We start from the raw sequence: 18,122 nt of genomic DNA, 5'->3' as shown, positions 1-18,122 counted from the left end.
ATGAACTGAAACAGCCGCGGGCGGTTTACGGTCATTCAGCGGTGTGCGGTTGATGTCGCCGGACATCCACGTATACTGCCCGCCGAGCCGCACTTACTGAGATTGATTGAATGTCTGACCTATTCCAAGCTGCACTGCAACGCCGGGAGGCACTGCTGGCAGATCTTCACGCTGAAGCAACCCGCTGTTACCGGCTGTATCACGGTACCACCGAGGGTATACCGGGGCTGACGCTGGACCGCTACGGCGATCAGCTGTTGCTGCAGAGTTTTCATACGCCGCTCAGTGAATCTGAAGCGGATGCGCTGTTTACTCAGGCAGAAGTGTTTCTGCAACATGCCGGCGTGGAAAATCTGCAGCGGGTATATAACGACCGCAGCAGCAGTAATTCCCGCCGCAGTGATGATCACGTGGTCGACCGCCAGCAACTGACCGGACAGGAACTGGGGGTTAATTATCTGGTGAAGGGCAAGCACAAAGGTCAGGACCCGTTACTGTTTCTGGATATGCGGGCCGGGCGTCGCTGGCTGCAGGCGAATGCCGCCGGAAAATCCGTACTGAATCTGTTTTCGTATACCTGCGGGGTGGGCGTCGTGGCGGCTAAGGCCGGTGCCAGCCGGGTACTGAATGTGGATTTCGCCACCCGCAGCCTGGATGTTGGCCGTGAAAATGCCCGTCTGAATGATCTGGATGAGTCCCGGATAGGGTTCTTTCAGAGCGACTTCTTCACTGCCGCCAAACAGCTGGCAGGTATAGAGATTAAACAGCGGGTGAAAAGGGGGCAGAAACCCCGGCAGTTTCCCCGCATTGAGGCTGAAGAGTTTGATCTGGTGTATCTGGATCCGCCCCGCTGGGCGAAGAGTCATTTCGGCACGGTGGATCTGATCCGCGATTACCCCAGTGTGCTGAAGCCTTCATTGCTGGCGGTCAGTGACGGCGGTCAGTTGGTGTGTACCAATAATGTTGCCAAGGTGAGTCTGGAAGACTGGCTCGATGTGGTAAAACGCTGTGCCAGTAAAGCCGGTCGACCGGTGAAAGACATACAGTTGATTACCCCGGAAGCGGATTTCCCGAGCACTGACGGTTGCCATCCGCTGAAAATCGCTGTGTTACAGTTATAGTCAGGGAGGCCGTGCCGGCTCAGGTTTAATTTTCAAAATGACAGGGAAGCCCATGGACGAACAGTACGCTGAAAAGCCTGCCGCTGTGTCGGTAACAGGCCCTAAAGAAGCGGTGGTATTACTGCACGGCCTGGCCCGGACGCCAGCTGCCTTTAACCTCCTGGCCCGGTTTCTGGAAGAGGCGGGCTATCAGGTCGTTAATCAGGGCTATCCTTCCACATCTGAACCGGTTGAATCCCTCGCAGAGCCGGCCATCAGGAGTGCGCTTAAGGCCTGTAAAGGGGCTTCCAGAGTGCATTTTGTCACCCATTCCATGGGCGGAATTTTACTGCGGTATTTTTTGCGTCAGCAGACGATTACCGGGCTTGGCCGGGTGGTGATGCTCGGGCCGCCAAACGGTGGCAGCGAAGTGGTGGATAAGCTGGGCTGGTTACCGCCGTTCCGCTGGATAAACGGCCCGGCGGGTTTACAGCTGGGTACCCGCGGCTTACCGGTACAGCTGGGGCCGTTCAGCGGTGAGCTGGGCATTATTGCCGGCAGCCGCAGTGTGAATCCCTGGTTGTCATTGCTGATACCCGGAACCAACGACGGTAAGGTGTCGGTGGTCCACACCCGACTTGAAGGGATGCAGGATCATCTGATTATGCCGGTGACCCATACCTTTATGATGCAGAACCGCAAGGTGATGGCTCAGACGCTGTTTTTTCTGCGTTACGGTACTTTTAAACGCTAAAACCGCCGGTCTTCCGGTCAGATCCTGTGAGGGTCAAGCTGCGTGCTGGTCACTTTGTAACCCAGTAATATCACCCGGCCACGGGCCCGGTCTTCGCCATTGGCGGTGAAGTCAAACAGGTAAGAACGCCAGATACGGAACCGGCCGGTTTCATCCCGCTTCAGCCAGAAGCCCCGTAGATAGATACTTTCATCCAGCAACTGTACATCCATGTCTTTACAGTAAGCTTTGGCTGCCCGCAGGGCGATGTCTTTTACTTTCAGTGAATACCACCAGTGCCAGCAACCGACACAAATCAGGCACAGCCAGAATAAAGCTTTTAAATCTATATACATACGGGCATTTCTACAGAGAAGACACACAGGCAAGTTAGCATAGCTGCCGGGGGATGCCAACCGGCCGGCAGGTGCGCCCCGGTATTTGGCTATACCGTATAAGCCTATGTTTATACAGTGCAATTTAACCCCGGCATGATTAGAATGAAGGCTCCTTTGTACTACCGGGTTGTGAATGTGGAACCGTTGTCCCTGTTTGTTCAAGATAACTGGCTGAATATACTGGCACTGGTGTGGTTTTTAATGTGCTTTAAGGGCTATAACCTTTACAGCAAAAAGAAGGCCAGAACCTGTCATTGCCTTGCCAGTGTGATGCATTCCTACCGGCTGGACTGGATGACGCAGGTGATGCACCGGGATGTCAGGATTGCTGATGCGACGGTGATTTCTAATCTGGAACGAGGCGTGTCGTTCTTTGCCTCTTCGACGATTCTGATACTGGCCGGTTTAATGACCGTGCTGGGCTCTACTGAAAAAGCCATTGATATTGTCGGCGATATTCCCTTTGCCACCCATGCCACCAAGGCCGAATGGGAACTGAAACTGCTGGTGCTGATCGGCATGTTTATTTATGCTTTCTTCAAGTTTACCTGGAGCCTGCGGCAGTATGGTTTTACCTCGGTGATGATCGGCGGTGCTCCTATGCCCTGTGAAGGTGTACAGGAAAAAGAGCTGATGAACCATGCCAACCGGATTGCCATCATGAGCTCGCTGGCGGCTAATAACTTTAACCTTGGCCTGCGTACCTATTATTTCAGCATGGCGGTACTGGGCTGGTTTATTAACCCCTGGCTGTTTATGGCGCTGTCTGGCGGGGTACTGTTTGTGCTCTACCGGCGTGAATTCAAGTCTGCCACCTTGCTGCAACTGGTAAGCAGTCAGGCTGATCCGGGTCTGAAGGATTAACCGTGCTGGATCTTAACGGCGTACGGATTTTTGTGCAGGTGGTGGATGCCGGTGGTTTCAGCGCCGCAGGCCGGGTGCTGGGGCTGCCTAAGTCGACCATCAGCCGTAAGTTGTCGCAGCTGGAATCGGATCTGGGGGTACGTTTATTAAAACGTTCCACCCGCTCACTGACCCTGACGGAACAGGGCAGCACCTTTTACCAGCGGTGCCGTTTAATTGTGCAGCAGGCACAGGATGCCGAAAGCGAAATGCTGGACAGCCTGGCCGCTCCCCGGGGCATTTTGCGGGTCTCCGCACCGGTGGAAGAAGGTAACGATGTGCTGGGACCGGTGATCGCGGATTATCTGATGAAATACCCGGAGGTTGAGTTGCAGCTGCACCTGACCAATGAGTTCGTTGACCTGGTGGGCGGAGAGTATGACGTCGCTGTCCGGGCCGGAGAATTGCAGGATTCCTCGCTGATTGCGGTGAAGTTATTCAGCGAAACCATGACCCCTTATGCGTCGCCGGCGTATTTACAGAAATATGGCACGCCCACTGAGATTGCCCAGCTGGCGGAGCGTAACTGTTTTCTGTATGGCGAACGAACTGCCAAGGTCCTGCATCAGTTCATCAACGACGGCAAGCGTGAAAAAGTCACGCTTTCCGGCAGTATGGCGGTAAACAGCCTGGGATTTATCAAGAATGTCACCCTGCGCGGAGGAGGCATTGGTTTTCTGCCGGAACATCTGTGCCGGCAGGAACAGGAAAGTGGCCAACTGGTGGCGTTTCTGCCGCAATGGCGGTATCCGGAAGGCGGTGTGTATGCGGTCTATCCTCACCGTAAGCTGTTGTCTCCCAAGGTGCGCAGCTTTGTTGATCATCTCCGGGAGTATTTTGCTGATACGGCGGTTGGTCGCTGAGTAACCCTTCTTTTTTGTTTTCCTGGCCGTTTTCTTTTTACTTATATTTGCAAAAGTTCCCGGTTGACTGTTCCCTGAGTGGAACAATGCTTCTCAAATAACCCGTCTAATCTTACTGAAGCAACAATAGTATTCTCATATCCGTCGATTAATTAACCGGGTACGGCCAGAGGCTGCACAGGCAGCCGCCGGACTCACTGACCGAGAATGAGATGATTATGAAAAAAACACTTGCGCTGTGTTCCTTAGGATTAGCGATGGCACTGCCGGTATCTGCGGCGGATTATGAGTTTGATAAGGCACATACCAATATTCAGTTCGGGGTCAGCCATAATGGCCTGTCTAACTTCCTGGGTCAGTTTCAGGACTTCAGTGGTCAGTTCGACATTAATGAAGAAGATCTGACCCAGTCTTCCTTTGATGTGGTGATCAAAACCGCCAGTGTTGATACCGATGTACCGGCGCTGGATGATCACCTGAAGAATGAAGACTTCTTTGATGTGACCAAATACCCGGAAATGCGCTTTAAGAGTGAGCGTATTGTGCAGGTTGCCGGTGACAAATACGAAGTTGAAGGCCAACTGACCATGCTGGATAAAACCCTGCCGGTCACGCTGGATGCCCGTCTGAATTTTCAGGGACGGCACCCGCTGGCAGATTTCTTCCCGGCATATGACACCCAGTATCTGGGCTTTTCTGCAACCACCAGTATCCGCCGGACAGCATTCGGCATGATGACCTATGCGCCAATGCTGGCAGATCAGGTCAACATCACCCTTGAAGCTGAACTTAAGCGTACACCGTAAAGGCTATGTCTGTTTCGCAACGGTATGACCGGGTCAGCCGGATATTGCACTGGCTGACCGTACCTCTGGTGCTGGTGTTGCTGGTGATCGGCTGGCTGATGGTGGATATGCCATTGGGGCTGAAGCGTTTTGATACGGTAAACCTGCACAAGTCCCTTGGCGTGCTGGTGTTACTGCTGACGCTGATGCGCCTGTTGCACCACTGGGTAATCAGGCCGGCGGCACAGCTGCCGGAGAACCCTCTGGCTGCGAGACTGGCCCATAGATTGCTGTATCTGTGTTTACTCGGGCTGCCGCTGAGCGGCTGGTTGATGTCCAACGCCGCAGGGTTCGGTGTCACGGTTTATGGCACGGCTACCTTGCCGGTACTGCTGGCAGAAAACCCGTTTCTCAGAGAGGTGTTCAGCGCCCTGCATCAATGGCTGGGCTGGGGCCTGTGTGCGTTACTGGCGGGGCATATCGGTGCGGTGATATGGCACCGCTGCTGGCTGAAAGATGATGTCTGGCAGCGGATGCGTCCCTATGATTAATGACCGGAGTAGCAGATTGAGAAGAGTAAAACAGAGTCTGTTGGCAGTAATGCTGGGCATCAGCATGCTGGCCAGCGTTGCTGCCGGCGCCGCAGAGCTGGTCAGGGAAAGCAGTGAGATCCGTTTCAGCGGCACGCAGATGGGCAGGGCGTTTGACGGTCAGGCCGGTGTTTACACGGCCACGGCTGAATTCAGTGCCGAAGGCCAACTGACAGCCCTGCAGTTGCAGATCCGTGCGGATTCGCTGGATACGCAGAACGCAGAACGGGATCAGGTACTGCACAGTGATGAATGGCTGGATGCGGCGGTGTTTGCTGAAATCCGTTTTGCAGGCCAGTCTGATGATGGTGAGTTTATCCGTGGTTTTCTCACTATCCGCGATAAAACCCTGCCACTTGATCTGACGGTGAACAGTGCGACGGATAACAGCCTGGTGAGCCTCAGCGCAGAGGGTGAGTTCGACCGTCTGGCCTTTGGGCTGGGCAGTGGTGAATGGCTGGATACAGCGGTGGTGGGAGCAACGGTTAAATTCAGTGCCCGGCTCACTTTTGAACCCTGAAATATGGACAGGAGCAGTAAAATGAAGAAAACAGCAAGCTGGATTATCACCGGGATGCTTTCCCTCAGTGTGATGTCCGTTAGCAGTACACTGCAGGCGAATCATCTGGCAGAAAAGTCAGCATACTTTAATGACCGGGGCACCTTCTATAACTGGTTTGATTATGTGGATGTGAAGGAAACGGCGGCGGATGTTTTTACCCTGAAATTTAAGAATGAGCAGGAGTTTTATTACACGCATTTTGTGGTGACGTCAGCGGGCGTAGTGGTGTTTGATCCGTTATCCGACAGTGCCGCTGAAGCCATGGTGGATGTGATCCGGGAAAAAGCACCGGATATGCCGGTTGCTGCGATCATTTATTCCCACCTGCATACAGATCATATCGCCGGCGCGCGGGTGCTGCGCAAAGCCTTTGCTGAAGACACAGACACCGATATTCCGATCATTGCCCATGAGCGTACCAAGCGGTTCTTTGAACGCAGGGACGTCCCCTTTATTGATATGCCCACTGAGGTGGTAGGGGACGAAGGCAAAACCTATCAGTTCGGCGATACCGAGATCCAGCTGCAGTATCTGGGGGATGTGCATACCGCTTCCATTCTGGTGCCGGTGCTGCCTGAAAAGCGGGTGGCGTATACCGTGGATTATATTAACGGTGATGTGGTGGGCTGGACCGACCTGCCCGGGATCAATCTGGATGTGCTTATGGCCCAGCAGCGCCGTACCCTTGATGTGGAGGCGGATACGTTTTTATTCGGGCACGGTGCGCCGGGGGATAAAGCTACGTTGCAGCGGCAGATTGATTATTTTACGGCTCTTCAGACTGAAGCACGTAAAGCGATTGCTGCCGGCTGGACTGAAGATCAGGCCGCAGAACGTATTGAGCTTGAGGCGTTCCGGCATTTTGCTAACTATGATGACTGGTTTGAAGGCAACGTCCGGGCGTTCTACCGCTGGGAAAAGAATCGCTGAAGCCCGCTGAATAAAAGGGCCGGCCGCTGATGTTATTTTTATCCCTGCCGGCCTTGAAATCTGTTTGCTTACCCCCATTTTGAATGCAGGGTTAAGGAATCTGATATTTAATCTTGCCGTCTGCATTCACTGTGCAGCCGTTTTACAGCAGATTCCGTAATTATTGTTTTAAGCTTGGGATTGAATAATGAGCACAGATACTCAGAAAGAAACACTTGGTTTTCAGACCGAAGTTAAGCAGCTTTTACATTTGATGATTCACTCTTTGTACTCCAACAAAGAGATTTTCCTGCGTGAGCTGGTGTCCAATGCATCGGATGCTGCTGACAAGCTGCGTTTCCAGGCGCTTTCTGACAACGCCTTATATGAAGGTGACGGTGAACTGCGTATCCGTATCGGCTTTGATGCGGAAGCTAAAACCGTCACCATTGATGACAACGGCATCGGTATGAACCGTCAGGACGTTGTTGATCACCTGGGTACCATTGCCAAGTCCGGTACGTCCCAGTTCCTGTCGTCCCTGAGCGGTGATCAGAAGAAAGATTCTCAGCTGATCGGTCAGTTTGGGGTCGGTTTCTACTCGGCATTCATCGTGGCTGACAAGGTAGACGTTTACACCCGTAAAGCCGGTGAGTCTGCAGCCGAAGGTGTGCACTGGGCATCTGCCGGTGAAGGCGAGTTCAGCGTTGAAACCGTTGAGAAAGCCGAGCGCGGTACCCGTATCGTATTGCACCTGAAAGACGGTGAAGAAGAGTTCGCCAACGGTTTCCGCCTGCGGACCCTGATCCGTAAATATTCCGATCATATTTCCCTGCCGGTTATCATGCAGTCTGAGCCTGTGCCTGCGGCTGAAGGTGAAGAGCAAAAAGCTCCGGAAGACGAAACCGTTAACACTGCAACAGCGCTGTGGACCCGTTCCAAGAGTGACATCACTGACGAAGAATACGGTGAATTCTACAAGCACATTTCCCACGACTTCCAGGAGCCGGCGAAATGGAGCCACAACCGGGTTGAGGGTAAGCTGGAATACACCAGCCTGTTATACGTACCTTCCCATGCACCGCATGATCTGTGGAACCGCGATACTCCCCGCGGCCTGAAGCTGTACGTGCAGCGGGTATTCATCATGGATGACGCTGATCAGTTCCTGCCGATGTACCTGCGTTTCATGAAGGGTGTGGTGGACACCAATGATCTGTCACTGAACGTTTCCCGTGAGATTCTGCAGAAAGATCCGGTGGTTGATAAGCTGCGTGCAGCACTGACCAAACGTGCCCTGGATATGCTGGGTAAAGTGGCCAAAAATGATCCTGAAAAATATGCGTCGCTGTGGTCCTCGTTCGGTGAAGTACTGAAAGAAGGTCCGGCGGAAGATCACGCGAACCGTGAAACCGTTTGTAAGCTGTTGCGTTTTGCCTCTACTCACAATGCTGATGCTGCCCAGAGTGTATCCCTGGAAGATTACGTGTCCCGCATGCAGGAAGGTCAGGAGAAGATTTACTACACGGTTGCTGAAAACTACAACACCGCGAAGAACAGCCCGCATCTGGAGATCTTCCGTAAGAAGGGCATCGAAGTCATTCTGATGTCTGACCGGGTCGATGAGTGGCTGATGAGTCACCTGTTCGACTTTGACGGAAAATCTTTCCAGGATGTCAGCAAAGGCGAGCTGGATCTGGGTGAAGTTGAGAACGAAGAAGAGAAGCAGGCACAGGAGGAAGTTGCTAAGGAACTGGAAGGTCTGGTTGAGCGACTGACTACCGGTCTGGGTGACAAGGTAAGCGAAGTACGTATTACTCACCGTCTGACAGATTCCCCTGCCTGTGTGGTTCTGGGTGCTTATGATATGGGCATGCAGATGCGTAAGATCATGGAAGCGGCCGGTCAGGAAGTGCCGGAAAGCAAGCCAATCTTTGAAGTGAACCCTGAGCATCCGCTGATCAGCAAACTGGATCAGGAAGCGGATGAAGACCGCTTCAACGAACTGAGCCTGGTGGTATTTGAGCAGGCGCAACTGGCGGCCGGTGGCACACTGGATGATCCGGCGGCTTACGTGACCCGTCTGAACAAGCTGCTGGTGACCATGATTGGTTAAACCACTCAGTGAGTAAACAGAAAAACGCAGTCATCTGACTGCGTTTTTTTATGCCTGCAAAAGCGGTTTCAGGCCGCGGCCTGTTCCAGATATTTACGCAGGTCGACCGCATCAATCTGTTCATCCGGGAGAAACTTTCTGGCGTATTGCAGATAGGTCCCGCTCTCAAGGAAGAGCAGGAAAAGTTCCATATCCACGTGTTCATCCAGCGCCATCTTGTACATGATATCCACGGCGACACTCAGAGGCTTGGCTTTCTTGTAAGGCCTGTCAGCGGCGGTGAGGGCTTCGAAAATATCGGCAATCACCAGAATACGTTCCGGAATGGAAAGTTGCTCTGCGGTGAGCTTACGGGGGTAGCCGGTGCCCTTCAGTGTTTCATGGTGGCTGGTGGCATAGCGGGGTACCCGGCTGAGTTCTTCAGGGAAGGGCAGTGCTTCGAGTATCTTGATCCCGCTGATCATGTGCTCGTTGATTTTGAAACGGTCTTCAGCGGTCAGGGTGCCGCGGCTGATCGACAGGTTGTAAATTTCACCCTGATTGTAGAGGTGTTCCGGTACTTCCATGTCGATCTTATATTTCGGATCGAAGTGCATTTCCCGGTCCCGTTTGATGATATGTTCTGGCCGGTCGGCCAGCAGGGGTTCTGCGACCGGTAATGCTTGCTCTGTCGCAGGCCGGTTCAGTTCTTCCAGCGGGCCGAGGCCCAGGCGGTCATCGAAATGGCGCATCCAGGTTTGCTGGCTGATGGCTCTGATCCGTTCTACTTTCTCATCGCTGATAAACTCACCCCCGACATTCGCGCTGGCAATAAAACGGAAATCTTCCTGTAAACGGTTTTGCTGCTGCTGCAGTTTGGCCGCCGCGATGCTTTGTGACTCCGGATTTTGCTGCAGGGTTTTCAGATATTCAATTTCCGCGTCCCGCCAGAGGACTTCAAAGCGGGTTCGCACTTCGTGAATCCGGTTGTAATTGGCTTCAAGCTTGGTGCCTTTATCGACGATAAATTCCGGGGTGGTGATTTTACCGCAGTCGTGTAACCAGGCGGCGATACGGAACTCACGCCGTTCGTTGTCACTGGCAAACCGGAATTGTCTGAATTTGCCCTTGTTACTGTCCTCTACGGCCTGTGCCAGCATCATGCCAAGCTCCGGTACCCGGTTACAGTGTCCGGCGGTGTAGGGGGATTTGTCATCGATTGCCTGAGCGGTCAGGCGAATAAAGGCTTCGATGAAATCGTTCTGATCCTGTTGGTGTTTCTTAATTTCGCAGGCCATATCCAGTACCGAGTTGGATAGCTGCCAGACTTCTTTGATGCGGGTATCAACCAGGTGTATTTCATCAAAACGGCGGTCTTTAACCTTTTTGGTTTCTTCTTTCAGTGAGGTAATCGCCCGCACAATCGGGGAGCCAAACCACCAGGCAACAGGCACCAGTAATAGCAGTACAGCCCCGGTCATCAGGGTAGAGGTAATGATCTGGCTAAAGACCGCTTCAGTGACAATTTCTTCCGGTATGACAACGGCAAAAAACTCCCTGTTCCAGCCCTGTCCGTGGAGCGGGGTGACGTAAAAGAATTTGTTGCTGCCGTTTACCTCCATTCTGATCATGTTTTGCTGTGCGGAGGGGGTGCGTGATAAATCCAGCAACTGATCATAAGGCACAAAGTTATTGTGCTGCGTATGAATGCCTTCGCTGAGCCATTTGTCACGCAGTACCTGCCGCTGAGCCGGGGTAATGTTCGCCAGTGCCAGGTTAATAACCTTCATCAGGCGGGTCTGATCAGGTTGTAAATACAGGTGAAGGTCCAGTTTTTTCAGTTCCGGCAGGGTGATGACTTTCAGCATGTTACCCACGCTGGTTTTGCTGAAATGGTTAAGCGTGGAGCTGACATGGACGATCGCATCGATGCGGCCGTTCTGTAACGCCTTAATCGTGGTTTCCAGATCTGGAAAATCCCGCAGGGTTGCTTCAATCCCCTGGCGTTTTAGCAGTTCCGTTAATCCCTGACCGTAGGGAAGTCCCAGTGTCAGGCCGTTCAGGTCTGACAGTTTTGAGATGCCCCCCGTGTGTTTTTCAACTGCGACGGCCAGTGCCTTGGTATACATGGGCTGGCTGATTTCGCCCCGGTTTTCCTTCAGTCCGGATACTGAATGCAGAATGTCGATATCCCCGTCGTGAAATTTTCGCTGTAACTCGTTCAGGCTGAAGCCGTTGATAAACTCGAACTTCAGGCCAGTCATTTCCGCGATCAGGGTTAACAGATCAATGGCGTAGCCTTTAGGCTCCCCGGCGACTGAATAGTCCAGCGGCGGCCAGTTGGTCTGGTTGGAGACGGTCAGTGAGCTGGTAGCTGCAATCAGCTTCTGCTGGCCCGGTGATAGCTGCAGGGGCTCAGAAGCCGGCATTTCAAGTTGCTGGGCCCGGTTCTGGTTTGACGCGATCAGTTCGCCGTTATCATTGAATATAAATGACTCGATGCCTTGCTGATCGGTCAGCCCCAGAGCCGCAGCAGAGAGCTTTGAATTAACAGCGGAAAGCACAATATCAATGCCCAGCACGGCTTTGGGGGTTCTGATTGAATAGGTCTGGCCAGTGAGCTTCAGGTGTTTGAACAGGTAGGGTTCAGTTTTATGAACCTTGTTTGCCGTGGCCGCGTTATACCAGGGGCGCTGGGTGGGAAAATAGTTACTGATTTTTGAGGTGCTGTGGGTCAGGTTTAACTGGTTGTCGTAGTAGAGCGTCTGTCTGATACGCTGGCCGGTGTTGCTGCTGATTTTGATGATGACCCAGCGGTCCTGATCAGCGGCAAAGATTTTCTCACGCACCACCGGTGACGATTCAAGATTGATAACCTGATAGAAGTCTTCGTCAGCTTTGCCGTAATAGATGCTGTAAAACATCGGGTTGTCCTGTAATACCTGAATCAGCAGATCGCGGATTTCCAGTTCAGAAAATTTATGCTGGCTGGTAACAGAGACGTCTTTCAGTACCTTGATACTTCTTGAAGCATCGATGTCGATGCCCTGAATGTAGGCGCTGATTTTTGAAGAAGCGGTGGTGAGCTTGGTTAATACCAGCTCTTCAGACATTTGCTTGCCAAAATGAAACTGCAGGCTGAGTGCGAAGACAGCGGTCAAACCGGTGACCATTAAAAAGATGCATCCAACGGTAAACCGGATGGAAAATTTTCTGGCGTGCAGTACGGCTTTATCCATGTCTGTTGTACCCTCCGATGGCACCTGACAGCGTCTGTTTATGTTCCGGTTCTTGCCGCTCATTCCCTGAGTTTCGTGAGAAAAATGCTCGTTGGGGGAGGTAAATCAAGCAACAGACTTCAGCCTAACTGGTCACCTTTGTAGCATATAAGAGACACTTTGAATCACCCGGAGGGGTAAACGGCCCGTCCGTTTTATTATTGTTTATTAGTTTATGAGATGTTTACTCTCATAAAATCAATGGGTTATATATGTTCTTGCAATGTTTTTAATCAAGCCGGCCGGGTGCCCATATTAGGTATACTGAGCGGTTAGACGGTATTGTCTGCATTACTTCAGGATTGCATAACATACTGATTTTTATATCGGCAGGCAGTCGCGGTGCTGTAATCTTGCTATGTGTTACCGCGGGTTACTTTGGGTGTTACCGTTGTCGTATTCAGGTTTTATGAAAGCTGTTTCTGAATACAACGCAAGAACCTGAGTGTTTTAGCGGGGGTCCTGGCATACATTGGCTGAATAAGAGAACAGTGAAAGGATTATTTTATGAAACAGACAATGAATCTGCAGGAATGGGGGCTGTTATTCAGCCTGGCAATTATCTGGGGAGGCTCGTACTTCTTTGTTGATATTGCGCTAACACAACTGCCGGTGTTCAGCATTGTGCTGTTGCGGGTTGCCGGCGCAGCGCTGTTCCTGTTTGCGCTGTTATATCTCTTGGGGCAGCGAATGCCGTTTAACTGGCAGGCCTGGCGGGGCATGCTCTGTATCGGTTTGCTGAATAATGCGGCCCCTTTCTGTCTGATTGTCTGGGGGCAGACCTATATCAGTGGCGGTTTGGCTTCGGTGCTCATTGCGATGACGCCGGTGTTCAGTATTCTGGTGCTGCGCGGGCTGGGTATCGAAAAACGGATCGGCGCCGGGAAGCTGGCAGGGCTGGTGCTGGGGATCACCGGGGTAGCGGTGATTATTGGCCCGGATGTCTTTGCCGGTCTGAAAGGAGATCTGACCGCCCAGCTGGCGATCTTGCTGGCGGCGTTCAGCTATGCCTGTGCCGGGGTGTACGGTAAGCGTTTGCAGGGGCAGGGTTACAGCACGTTAGTGATCACTGCCGGGCAGGTCACCGCTTCAACCCTGCTGTTGCTGCCGGCAGTGCTGTGGGTTGATCAGCCATGGTTACTGCCGCTGCCTGATACTTCTGTGTTACTGGCGGTTGCGGCACTTGCCCTGGTCTGTACTGCGCTTGCCTATATTATTTATTTCCGGATTCTGTCGACAGCCGGCCCGACCAACTTGCTTTTGGTGACGTTTTTAGCGCCGGTCAGTGCCATCAGTTTAGGCGCGATATTCCTCGGCCAGTCTTTGTCAGCTGAGCATTATCTGGGCATCCTGCTGGTGGGGGCCGGGTTGCTGGCGATCGACGGTCGGACAGTGAAGCTGTTCACGGGGGCAAAGAATAATCAGCAGGAGGTGATGAAATGAATATGCTGTTTGCTGATGATGACAGCCGCTGGCAGGCGGTGTGTGACCGGAATCTGGCGGCCAGCGGTCAGTTTTATTATGCCGTGCTGAGTACCGGTATTTACTGCCGGCCGGGCTGTTCATCACGGCAGCCTAAACGGGAAAATGTTCGTTTCTTTGAAGATACAAAAAAGGCGGCAGAGGCGGGGTTTCGGGCTTGTAAACGCTGTAAACCGCAGGACGGTTCCGCATCGGATGCGCTGGTTGAAGTGGTCGTGAATGCCTGCCGCTATATTGAAGAAGCAGAAGACAGCGTTGACCTTGCTGAACTGGCTGAACATGCGCAGTTAAGTGTCTGGCATTTTCAGCGCTTGTTTACCCGGCTGGTGGGTGTAAGCCCGAAAGCCTATCAGCGCAATCACCAGAATAAGCGTTTCACTGCTGCCTTGCTGGATCAGGTCAGTGTGACAGAAGCGGTCTATGCCTCCGGTATCGGCTCAGCAGCTTCCGTGTACAGCCATAACCGGCTGGGTATGACGCCCTCACAGTTCCGTAAGGGCGGTAAAGGTCAGCAGATTTACTATTGCACCGGGGCAAGTGTGCTGGGCCCCCTGATGATGGGGGTGAGTGCCAGAGGTATCTGCTGTGTTGAATTTATGGATGCAAGTGCTGATGTACAGCAGATGCTGACGGTGCGTTTTCCTGCCGCAGAGCTGATTGCCGCCGGACATGAACTGTCTGATTTACTGGCTGAAGTACTGGCCTTCGTGGAAGCCCCTCAGGCGGAATGTGATTTACCGCTGGACATACAGGGCACTGCATTTCAGGAGCGGGTCTGGCAGGCTTTGCAGGCAATTCCGGTGGGCCAGACAATGAGTTATAGTCAGCTCGCTGCATCCGTGGGGCAGCCAAGCGCCAGCCGTGCTGTAGCCGGTGCCTGTGGCGCAAATAAGCTGGCAGTGCTGGTGCCCTGTCACCGGATTGTACGCAGCGACGGTGGCTTAAGCGGTTACCGCTGGGGAACAGAACGCAAGCAACAGTTGCTGAATAATGAAGAGCAGTTGCAGAATAACAGTGAGCATGAATGACAGGAACAGCAATGGGACAGACAGATGGAAGGGCTTTAACCGGGCCGGTTGCCGGCGGTTATGCTGAAGCCTGCGGCTTATACTGGCAGGCTTACGGAAATGCCTCAGACCCGGTATTGCTGATGATCCGGGGGCTGGGTTCACAGTTGATTCACTGGCCGGAAAACCTGCTGCAGCGTATCGCCGGTGAAGGCTATCGGGTGGTGGTATTCGATAACCGCGATTCCGGATTATCGGATAAACACAGGGCGCTGACCGGTAACCTTCTGGCTGAACGGTTGCAACAGGCCTGGCAGGGTGAAGCGGCAGAACCTGCTTATACACTGACAGATATGGCGGCGGACGTGGCGCACTTAATGGATGTGCTGGACATTCAGCAGGCACATATTCTGGGCGGCTCGATGGGCGGGCTGATCGCACAGATTTTTGCGGCTCAATGGCCGGAGAGAACATTGAGCCTGAGTGTGGTGTTTTCAACGTCACTTGATGCTCAGTTACCTAAAGGTCATGGCTGGAATCTGCTGTATGACGACAGTCAGGCCCCGGTTGCGGCAGCGCTGAGCCTTCCTGATGATGCCAGAACATTTGCAGATATGGTGCGGGCCGCTGCCGCAGAGAGCGCCCTGTATACCGGCACAGACCACCGGCCAACTGATGAACAGCAACTGCAGCTGGCGGAACAGGCGCTGCGCCGCTGTTATTGCCCCGAAGGGTACATGCGCCAGTTACTGGCGATTCTCTGTCACTCTGATTTACGGGAAGCTAACCGGTCGATAACGGCACCGGCACTGGTGCTTCACGGTTCAGCAGATCCGATTTTTCCGGTAGCCTGCGGACAAAGTATTGCCGACAGCATCGGCGGCGCCCGTCTGGAAGTGCTGACCGGCTGGGGGCATGACTTACCGGACAGCATGCATGACTGGTTTATCAGCCGGCTGGCAGGGTTGCTGCAGGGGAGTGATGCCGGTGTTGCCTGTTCGGCTGGTTAACCGGCTGAAGTCAGCTTTTGCCGTGCTGGTGATTCTTTTAACCGGGGTTTTAATGCTTGGTTCACCGGAAGGTGATGGGTTCCCGCTGGCGGATCTGGTTCTGGCGATCACCGGACTTCTTCTCAGCGGCACCGTTGCGGTATCGGTGAAGGTAGCCTCGCTGCATACCCTGGCGGTCGCGTTGGCCAGAGTGTCGGGCATTCTGTCGGTCTTTGCGCTGATCCTGCTGATCGCCGCCGGTACTCTCGGCGGTGGCTTCAACCTGTCGTCTGAGAACGCCGGTACGGCTGTTTTACTGGTGCTGCTGTCGCTGACAGGATTATCGGCGTTACTCTGGCCACACCGGCAGGGAAGTGCTGCCGGTTCCTGATAGTGTTGGGTTTTACTTGCCCCAGCGGCGTACCCGGCCCACATCCAGGTGAACAAAGTCACTGCGGGTATAGAGGCCAACGCCACCGCCTTTAACCGCCAGTGCCGCTTTGTGGATGTCTTTTACATCAACCCCAGGGATCCGGATATCGATGGCTTTGCCCTGCATGTGCAGGCTCTTCTTAGCGACTTTGCTGCTGTTCTTGCGTAATTTTTCGTTGGTTGCCGGTGAGCGGTAAGCAGAAATTACATGGAAGGGTTTCTGGGTTCCCAGTGCGGTCCGTACGTCGTACAGCAAGTTCAGCAGGTCCGGGTTCATGGTATAGACCTCACCGTTATGATGATCCCGTAAAAGATAGTTCACATCGGACATTTCGGTGGCGACAAACTGATTGTCACTGAAAAAGGTAGTCGACAGGGATTCACCGGTATGCAGGTGTAAAAAATCCAGTTGCTTTTCTGCATGAGAAGCCAGTGGCATACCCTGAGCGGATGCCAGGGGGATTTGCATCTGGTTGATCTGCGAAAAGGCGTTAGGGGCCAGAGACAGGCCGGTGAAACCGCTGAGGGTGCGCAGAAATTTTCTGCGGCTGTGAAACTGTTTAGACATAGTGTGCGTGAGGTACTGAGGGTCAACGAATACTACCAGGGCGGCCGCATTGGCCGCCCTGAATCATGGCTGGGGATTATGCCCGAAAGCGTCTCTGCTGTACATAAAATGATCACTAATTATGTGCTTCAGGTGATGGTGATATGTCTGCCTGCGCGGTCTCCAGTACCGGTTGGGCAGCACTTTTATTTATGATTTCAGCCAGTTGCTGCTGATGTTCCTGAATTTGCCAGCGATCACGTTTATACAGATCTTCGCGAAAATTTAACGTGCCCCGGGGGCCGATCCAGGCCGTCCAGTAGGTGACATGCAAATTGACCGGTTGCTGAAGCGGCAATGTTTCGGTTTGGGAGTGGTCGAGTATGGGGTCCAGAGACACTGTTTCCTGCTCACTCAGTGCCAGCAGAGTGTCAGCCAGTTGCCGTGCTCTGGCCACCCGGATACAGCCGGAACTGAATGCCCGGCGGTGTTCGTCGAACAGCCGCGGTGCAGAGGTGTCATGCAGGTAAATGGCGTACTGGCTACGGGAGACAAACTTAATTCGCCCCAGAGTATTTCCGGCACCGGGTGGCTCCCAGAGGCGCTGAAACTCATCGCCCTGATACATTTTGTTCAGATCTATATTTTCTTCAGGAACCGGGGTGGATGAGTGCCAGCCCGACAGTACCTGCAGGTTTTTCCGTGCCAGATAGCCAGGGTCAGCCTGCCAGCGGGGCAGAATATCTTTGAAGGCAATGCTGCGGGGCACGTTCCAGGAGGGGTTAATTACAAGTGCCTGGATGTGGGTGTCGAAAACCGGGGTTTTACGGGTCTTTCTGCCGACGATGGTTTTCATCTCCAGGAGGAGTTGCTGTTGGTCATATAAACGCAGACGAAATTCCGGAATATTCACCTGAATAAACCGGTTACTGATTTTCTCAGCAAACTGGTTCTGGCGATGAATATTCAGCGCCAGTTGCTGGATACGGTGAGCCGGTGACATGTTCAGCGCTTTGCGGCTTTGCGGGCCAAGAATGCCATCCACTTTAATGCCGTGGCGCTGCTGAAAATGCATGAGAGCCTGTTCCAGATTACCGTCGAAATACTCAAGACTGCCGTCGGTTTCCGGGTCGGTATACGGCGCGGAGAGGTCGCCCAGCAGTAACAGCTGGTGGCGCATAACTGCCAGATCCGGATGGCTGTCTTCCAGTCGTAGCAGCTTGTTGGTTTTCCGCAGGGTAGGCCAGGGCAATGTGCTCAGGGTCTGATAAAAACCGATGGCCTGTTGCAGGTTTTTAAAATCGTAGGGTTTGGTATCCAGAGGTGTAATGACAGGTCGGTTTGCAGAGGCCGTTGCTGATAAGCAGAGCAGCAGGAAGAAGACGAGAGCGTGCAAGGAGAGCTGGGGAAGTGCTGGCTGGCTGATCGTTCGGCAAAACATGACATACT

The 18,122-nt window shown here is 53.2% G+C and carries 17 protein-coding genes; 13 read left to right on the top strand and 4 right to left on the bottom strand.

Going from position 1 to position 18,122, the window contains the following annotated elements; translation table 11 throughout:
- Window positions 1–110: 110 nt before the first annotated feature.
- Window positions 111–1,121: a class I SAM-dependent rRNA methyltransferase gene (locus PCI15_RS13860; RefSeq protein WP_271270549.1), complete on the top strand. Its 1,011-nt coding sequence runs from the start codon at window positions 111–113 to the stop codon at window positions 1,119–1,121.
- 52 nt (window positions 1,122–1,173) lie between these two features.
- A complete protein-coding gene (locus tag PCI15_RS13855) occupies window positions 1,174–1,854 on the top strand; it encodes an alpha/beta hydrolase (protein ID WP_271270548.1) in 681 nt (226 codons plus the stop codon).
- Between the two features lie 17 nt (window positions 1,855–1,871).
- Here PCI15_RS13855 and PCI15_RS13850 read toward each other — a convergent pair whose 3' ends face one another.
- Complete coding sequence (locus PCI15_RS13850) at window positions 1,872–2,189, bottom strand: DUF3301 domain-containing protein (RefSeq protein WP_271270547.1); 318 nt, start codon at window positions 2,187–2,189, stop codon at window positions 1,872–1,874.
- Window positions 2,190–2,333: 144 nt separating this feature from the next.
- Here PCI15_RS13850 and PCI15_RS13845 point away from each other — a divergent pair, with 144 nt between their 5' ends.
- The 7 genes from PCI15_RS13845 (at window position 2,334) to htpG (ending at window position 8,959) form a co-directional block, all read left to right on the top strand.
- Window positions 2,334–3,095: a DUF599 domain-containing protein gene (locus PCI15_RS13845; RefSeq protein WP_271270546.1), complete on the top strand. Its 762-nt coding sequence runs from the start codon at window positions 2,334–2,336 to the stop codon at window positions 3,093–3,095.
- A gap of 2 nt (window positions 3,096–3,097) precedes the next feature.
- Window positions 3,098–3,997: a LysR family transcriptional regulator gene (locus PCI15_RS13840; protein ID WP_271270545.1), complete on the top strand. Its 900-nt coding sequence runs from the start codon at window positions 3,098–3,100 to the stop codon at window positions 3,995–3,997.
- Between the two features lie 218 nt (window positions 3,998–4,215).
- Complete coding sequence (locus PCI15_RS13835) at window positions 4,216–4,803, top strand: YceI family protein (RefSeq protein ID WP_271270544.1); 588 nt, start codon at window positions 4,216–4,218, stop codon at window positions 4,801–4,803.
- 5 nt (window positions 4,804–4,808) lie between these two features.
- Entirely contained in the window at window positions 4,809–5,333 is a 525-nt protein-coding gene (locus tag PCI15_RS13830) for a cytochrome b (RefSeq protein ID WP_271270543.1), read from the top strand.
- 16 nt (window positions 5,334–5,349) lie between these two features.
- On the top strand, window positions 5,350–5,892 hold the full coding sequence (locus PCI15_RS13825) for a YceI family protein (RefSeq protein ID WP_271270542.1): 543 nt from the start codon (window positions 5,350–5,352) through the stop codon (window positions 5,890–5,892).
- A gap of 21 nt (window positions 5,893–5,913) precedes the next feature.
- On the top strand, window positions 5,914–6,864 hold the full coding sequence (locus tag PCI15_RS13820; RefSeq protein ID WP_271270541.1) for an MBL fold metallo-hydrolase: 951 nt from the start codon (window positions 5,914–5,916) through the stop codon (window positions 6,862–6,864).
- A 187-nt stretch (window positions 6,865–7,051) separates the two neighbouring features.
- Window positions 7,052–8,959: a molecular chaperone HtpG gene (htpG, locus tag PCI15_RS13815; protein ID WP_271270540.1), complete on the top strand. Its 1,908-nt coding sequence runs from the start codon at window positions 7,052–7,054 to the stop codon at window positions 8,957–8,959.
- Between the two features lie 68 nt (window positions 8,960–9,027).
- On the opposite strand, the gene PCI15_RS13810 is transcribed toward htpG, so the two are convergent.
- Entirely contained in the window at window positions 9,028–12,177 is a 3,150-nt protein-coding gene (locus PCI15_RS13810) for an HD domain-containing phosphohydrolase (RefSeq protein WP_271270539.1), read from the bottom strand.
- Window positions 12,178–12,723: 546 nt separating this feature from the next.
- On the opposite strand from PCI15_RS13810, the gene PCI15_RS13805 reads away from it, so the two are divergent.
- Genes PCI15_RS13805 through PCI15_RS13790 form a run of 4 tightly spaced genes read left to right on the top strand, consistent with a single transcriptional unit; the run spans window position 12,724 to window position 16,085 of the window.
- Window positions 12,724–13,659 (top strand): DMT family transporter, encoded by a 936-nt coding sequence (locus PCI15_RS13805; protein ID WP_271270538.1) that lies wholly within the window; start codon window positions 12,724–12,726, stop codon window positions 13,657–13,659.
- Window positions 13,656–14,726 (top strand): bifunctional DNA-binding transcriptional regulator/O6-methylguanine-DNA methyltransferase Ada, encoded by a 1,071-nt coding sequence (gene ada, locus PCI15_RS13800; protein WP_271270537.1) that lies wholly within the window; start codon window positions 13,656–13,658, stop codon window positions 14,724–14,726. The genes PCI15_RS13805 and ada overlap by 4 nt, the downstream gene beginning before the upstream one ends.
- Window positions 14,727–14,737: 11 nt before the next feature.
- On the top strand, window positions 14,738–15,715 hold the full coding sequence (locus tag PCI15_RS13795; protein ID WP_271270536.1) for an alpha/beta fold hydrolase: 978 nt from the start codon (window positions 14,738–14,740) through the stop codon (window positions 15,713–15,715).
- The gene (locus PCI15_RS13790) at window positions 15,642–16,085 is read left to right on the top strand and encodes a hypothetical protein (RefSeq protein ID WP_271274677.1); all 444 of its coding nucleotides are present in this window, start codon (window positions 15,642–15,644) and stop codon (window positions 16,083–16,085) included. The genes PCI15_RS13795 and PCI15_RS13790 overlap by 74 nt, the downstream gene beginning before the upstream one ends.
- Window positions 16,086–16,097: 12 nt before the next feature.
- On the opposite strand, the gene mepK is transcribed toward PCI15_RS13790, so the two are convergent.
- Window positions 16,098–16,694, bottom strand: coding sequence for a peptidoglycan L,D-endopeptidase MepK (gene mepK, locus PCI15_RS13785; RefSeq protein WP_271270535.1), 597 nt, complete (start codon window positions 16,692–16,694; stop codon window positions 16,098–16,100).
- Window positions 16,695–16,809: 115 nt separating this feature from the next.
- Window positions 16,810–18,114, bottom strand: coding sequence for a L,D-transpeptidase family protein (locus PCI15_RS13780; protein ID WP_271270534.1), 1,305 nt, complete (start codon window positions 18,112–18,114; stop codon window positions 16,810–16,812).
- Window positions 18,115–18,122 lie beyond the last annotated feature (8 nt).

Source organism: Aliamphritea hakodatensis (genome assembly GCF_024347195.1).
Classification (GTDB): Bacteria; Pseudomonadota; Gammaproteobacteria; order Pseudomonadales; family Balneatricaceae; genus Amphritea; species Amphritea hakodatensis.
The sequence above is the reverse complement of the archived record's forward strand: the minus strand, read 5'-3'. Positions and strand labels throughout refer to the sequence as shown.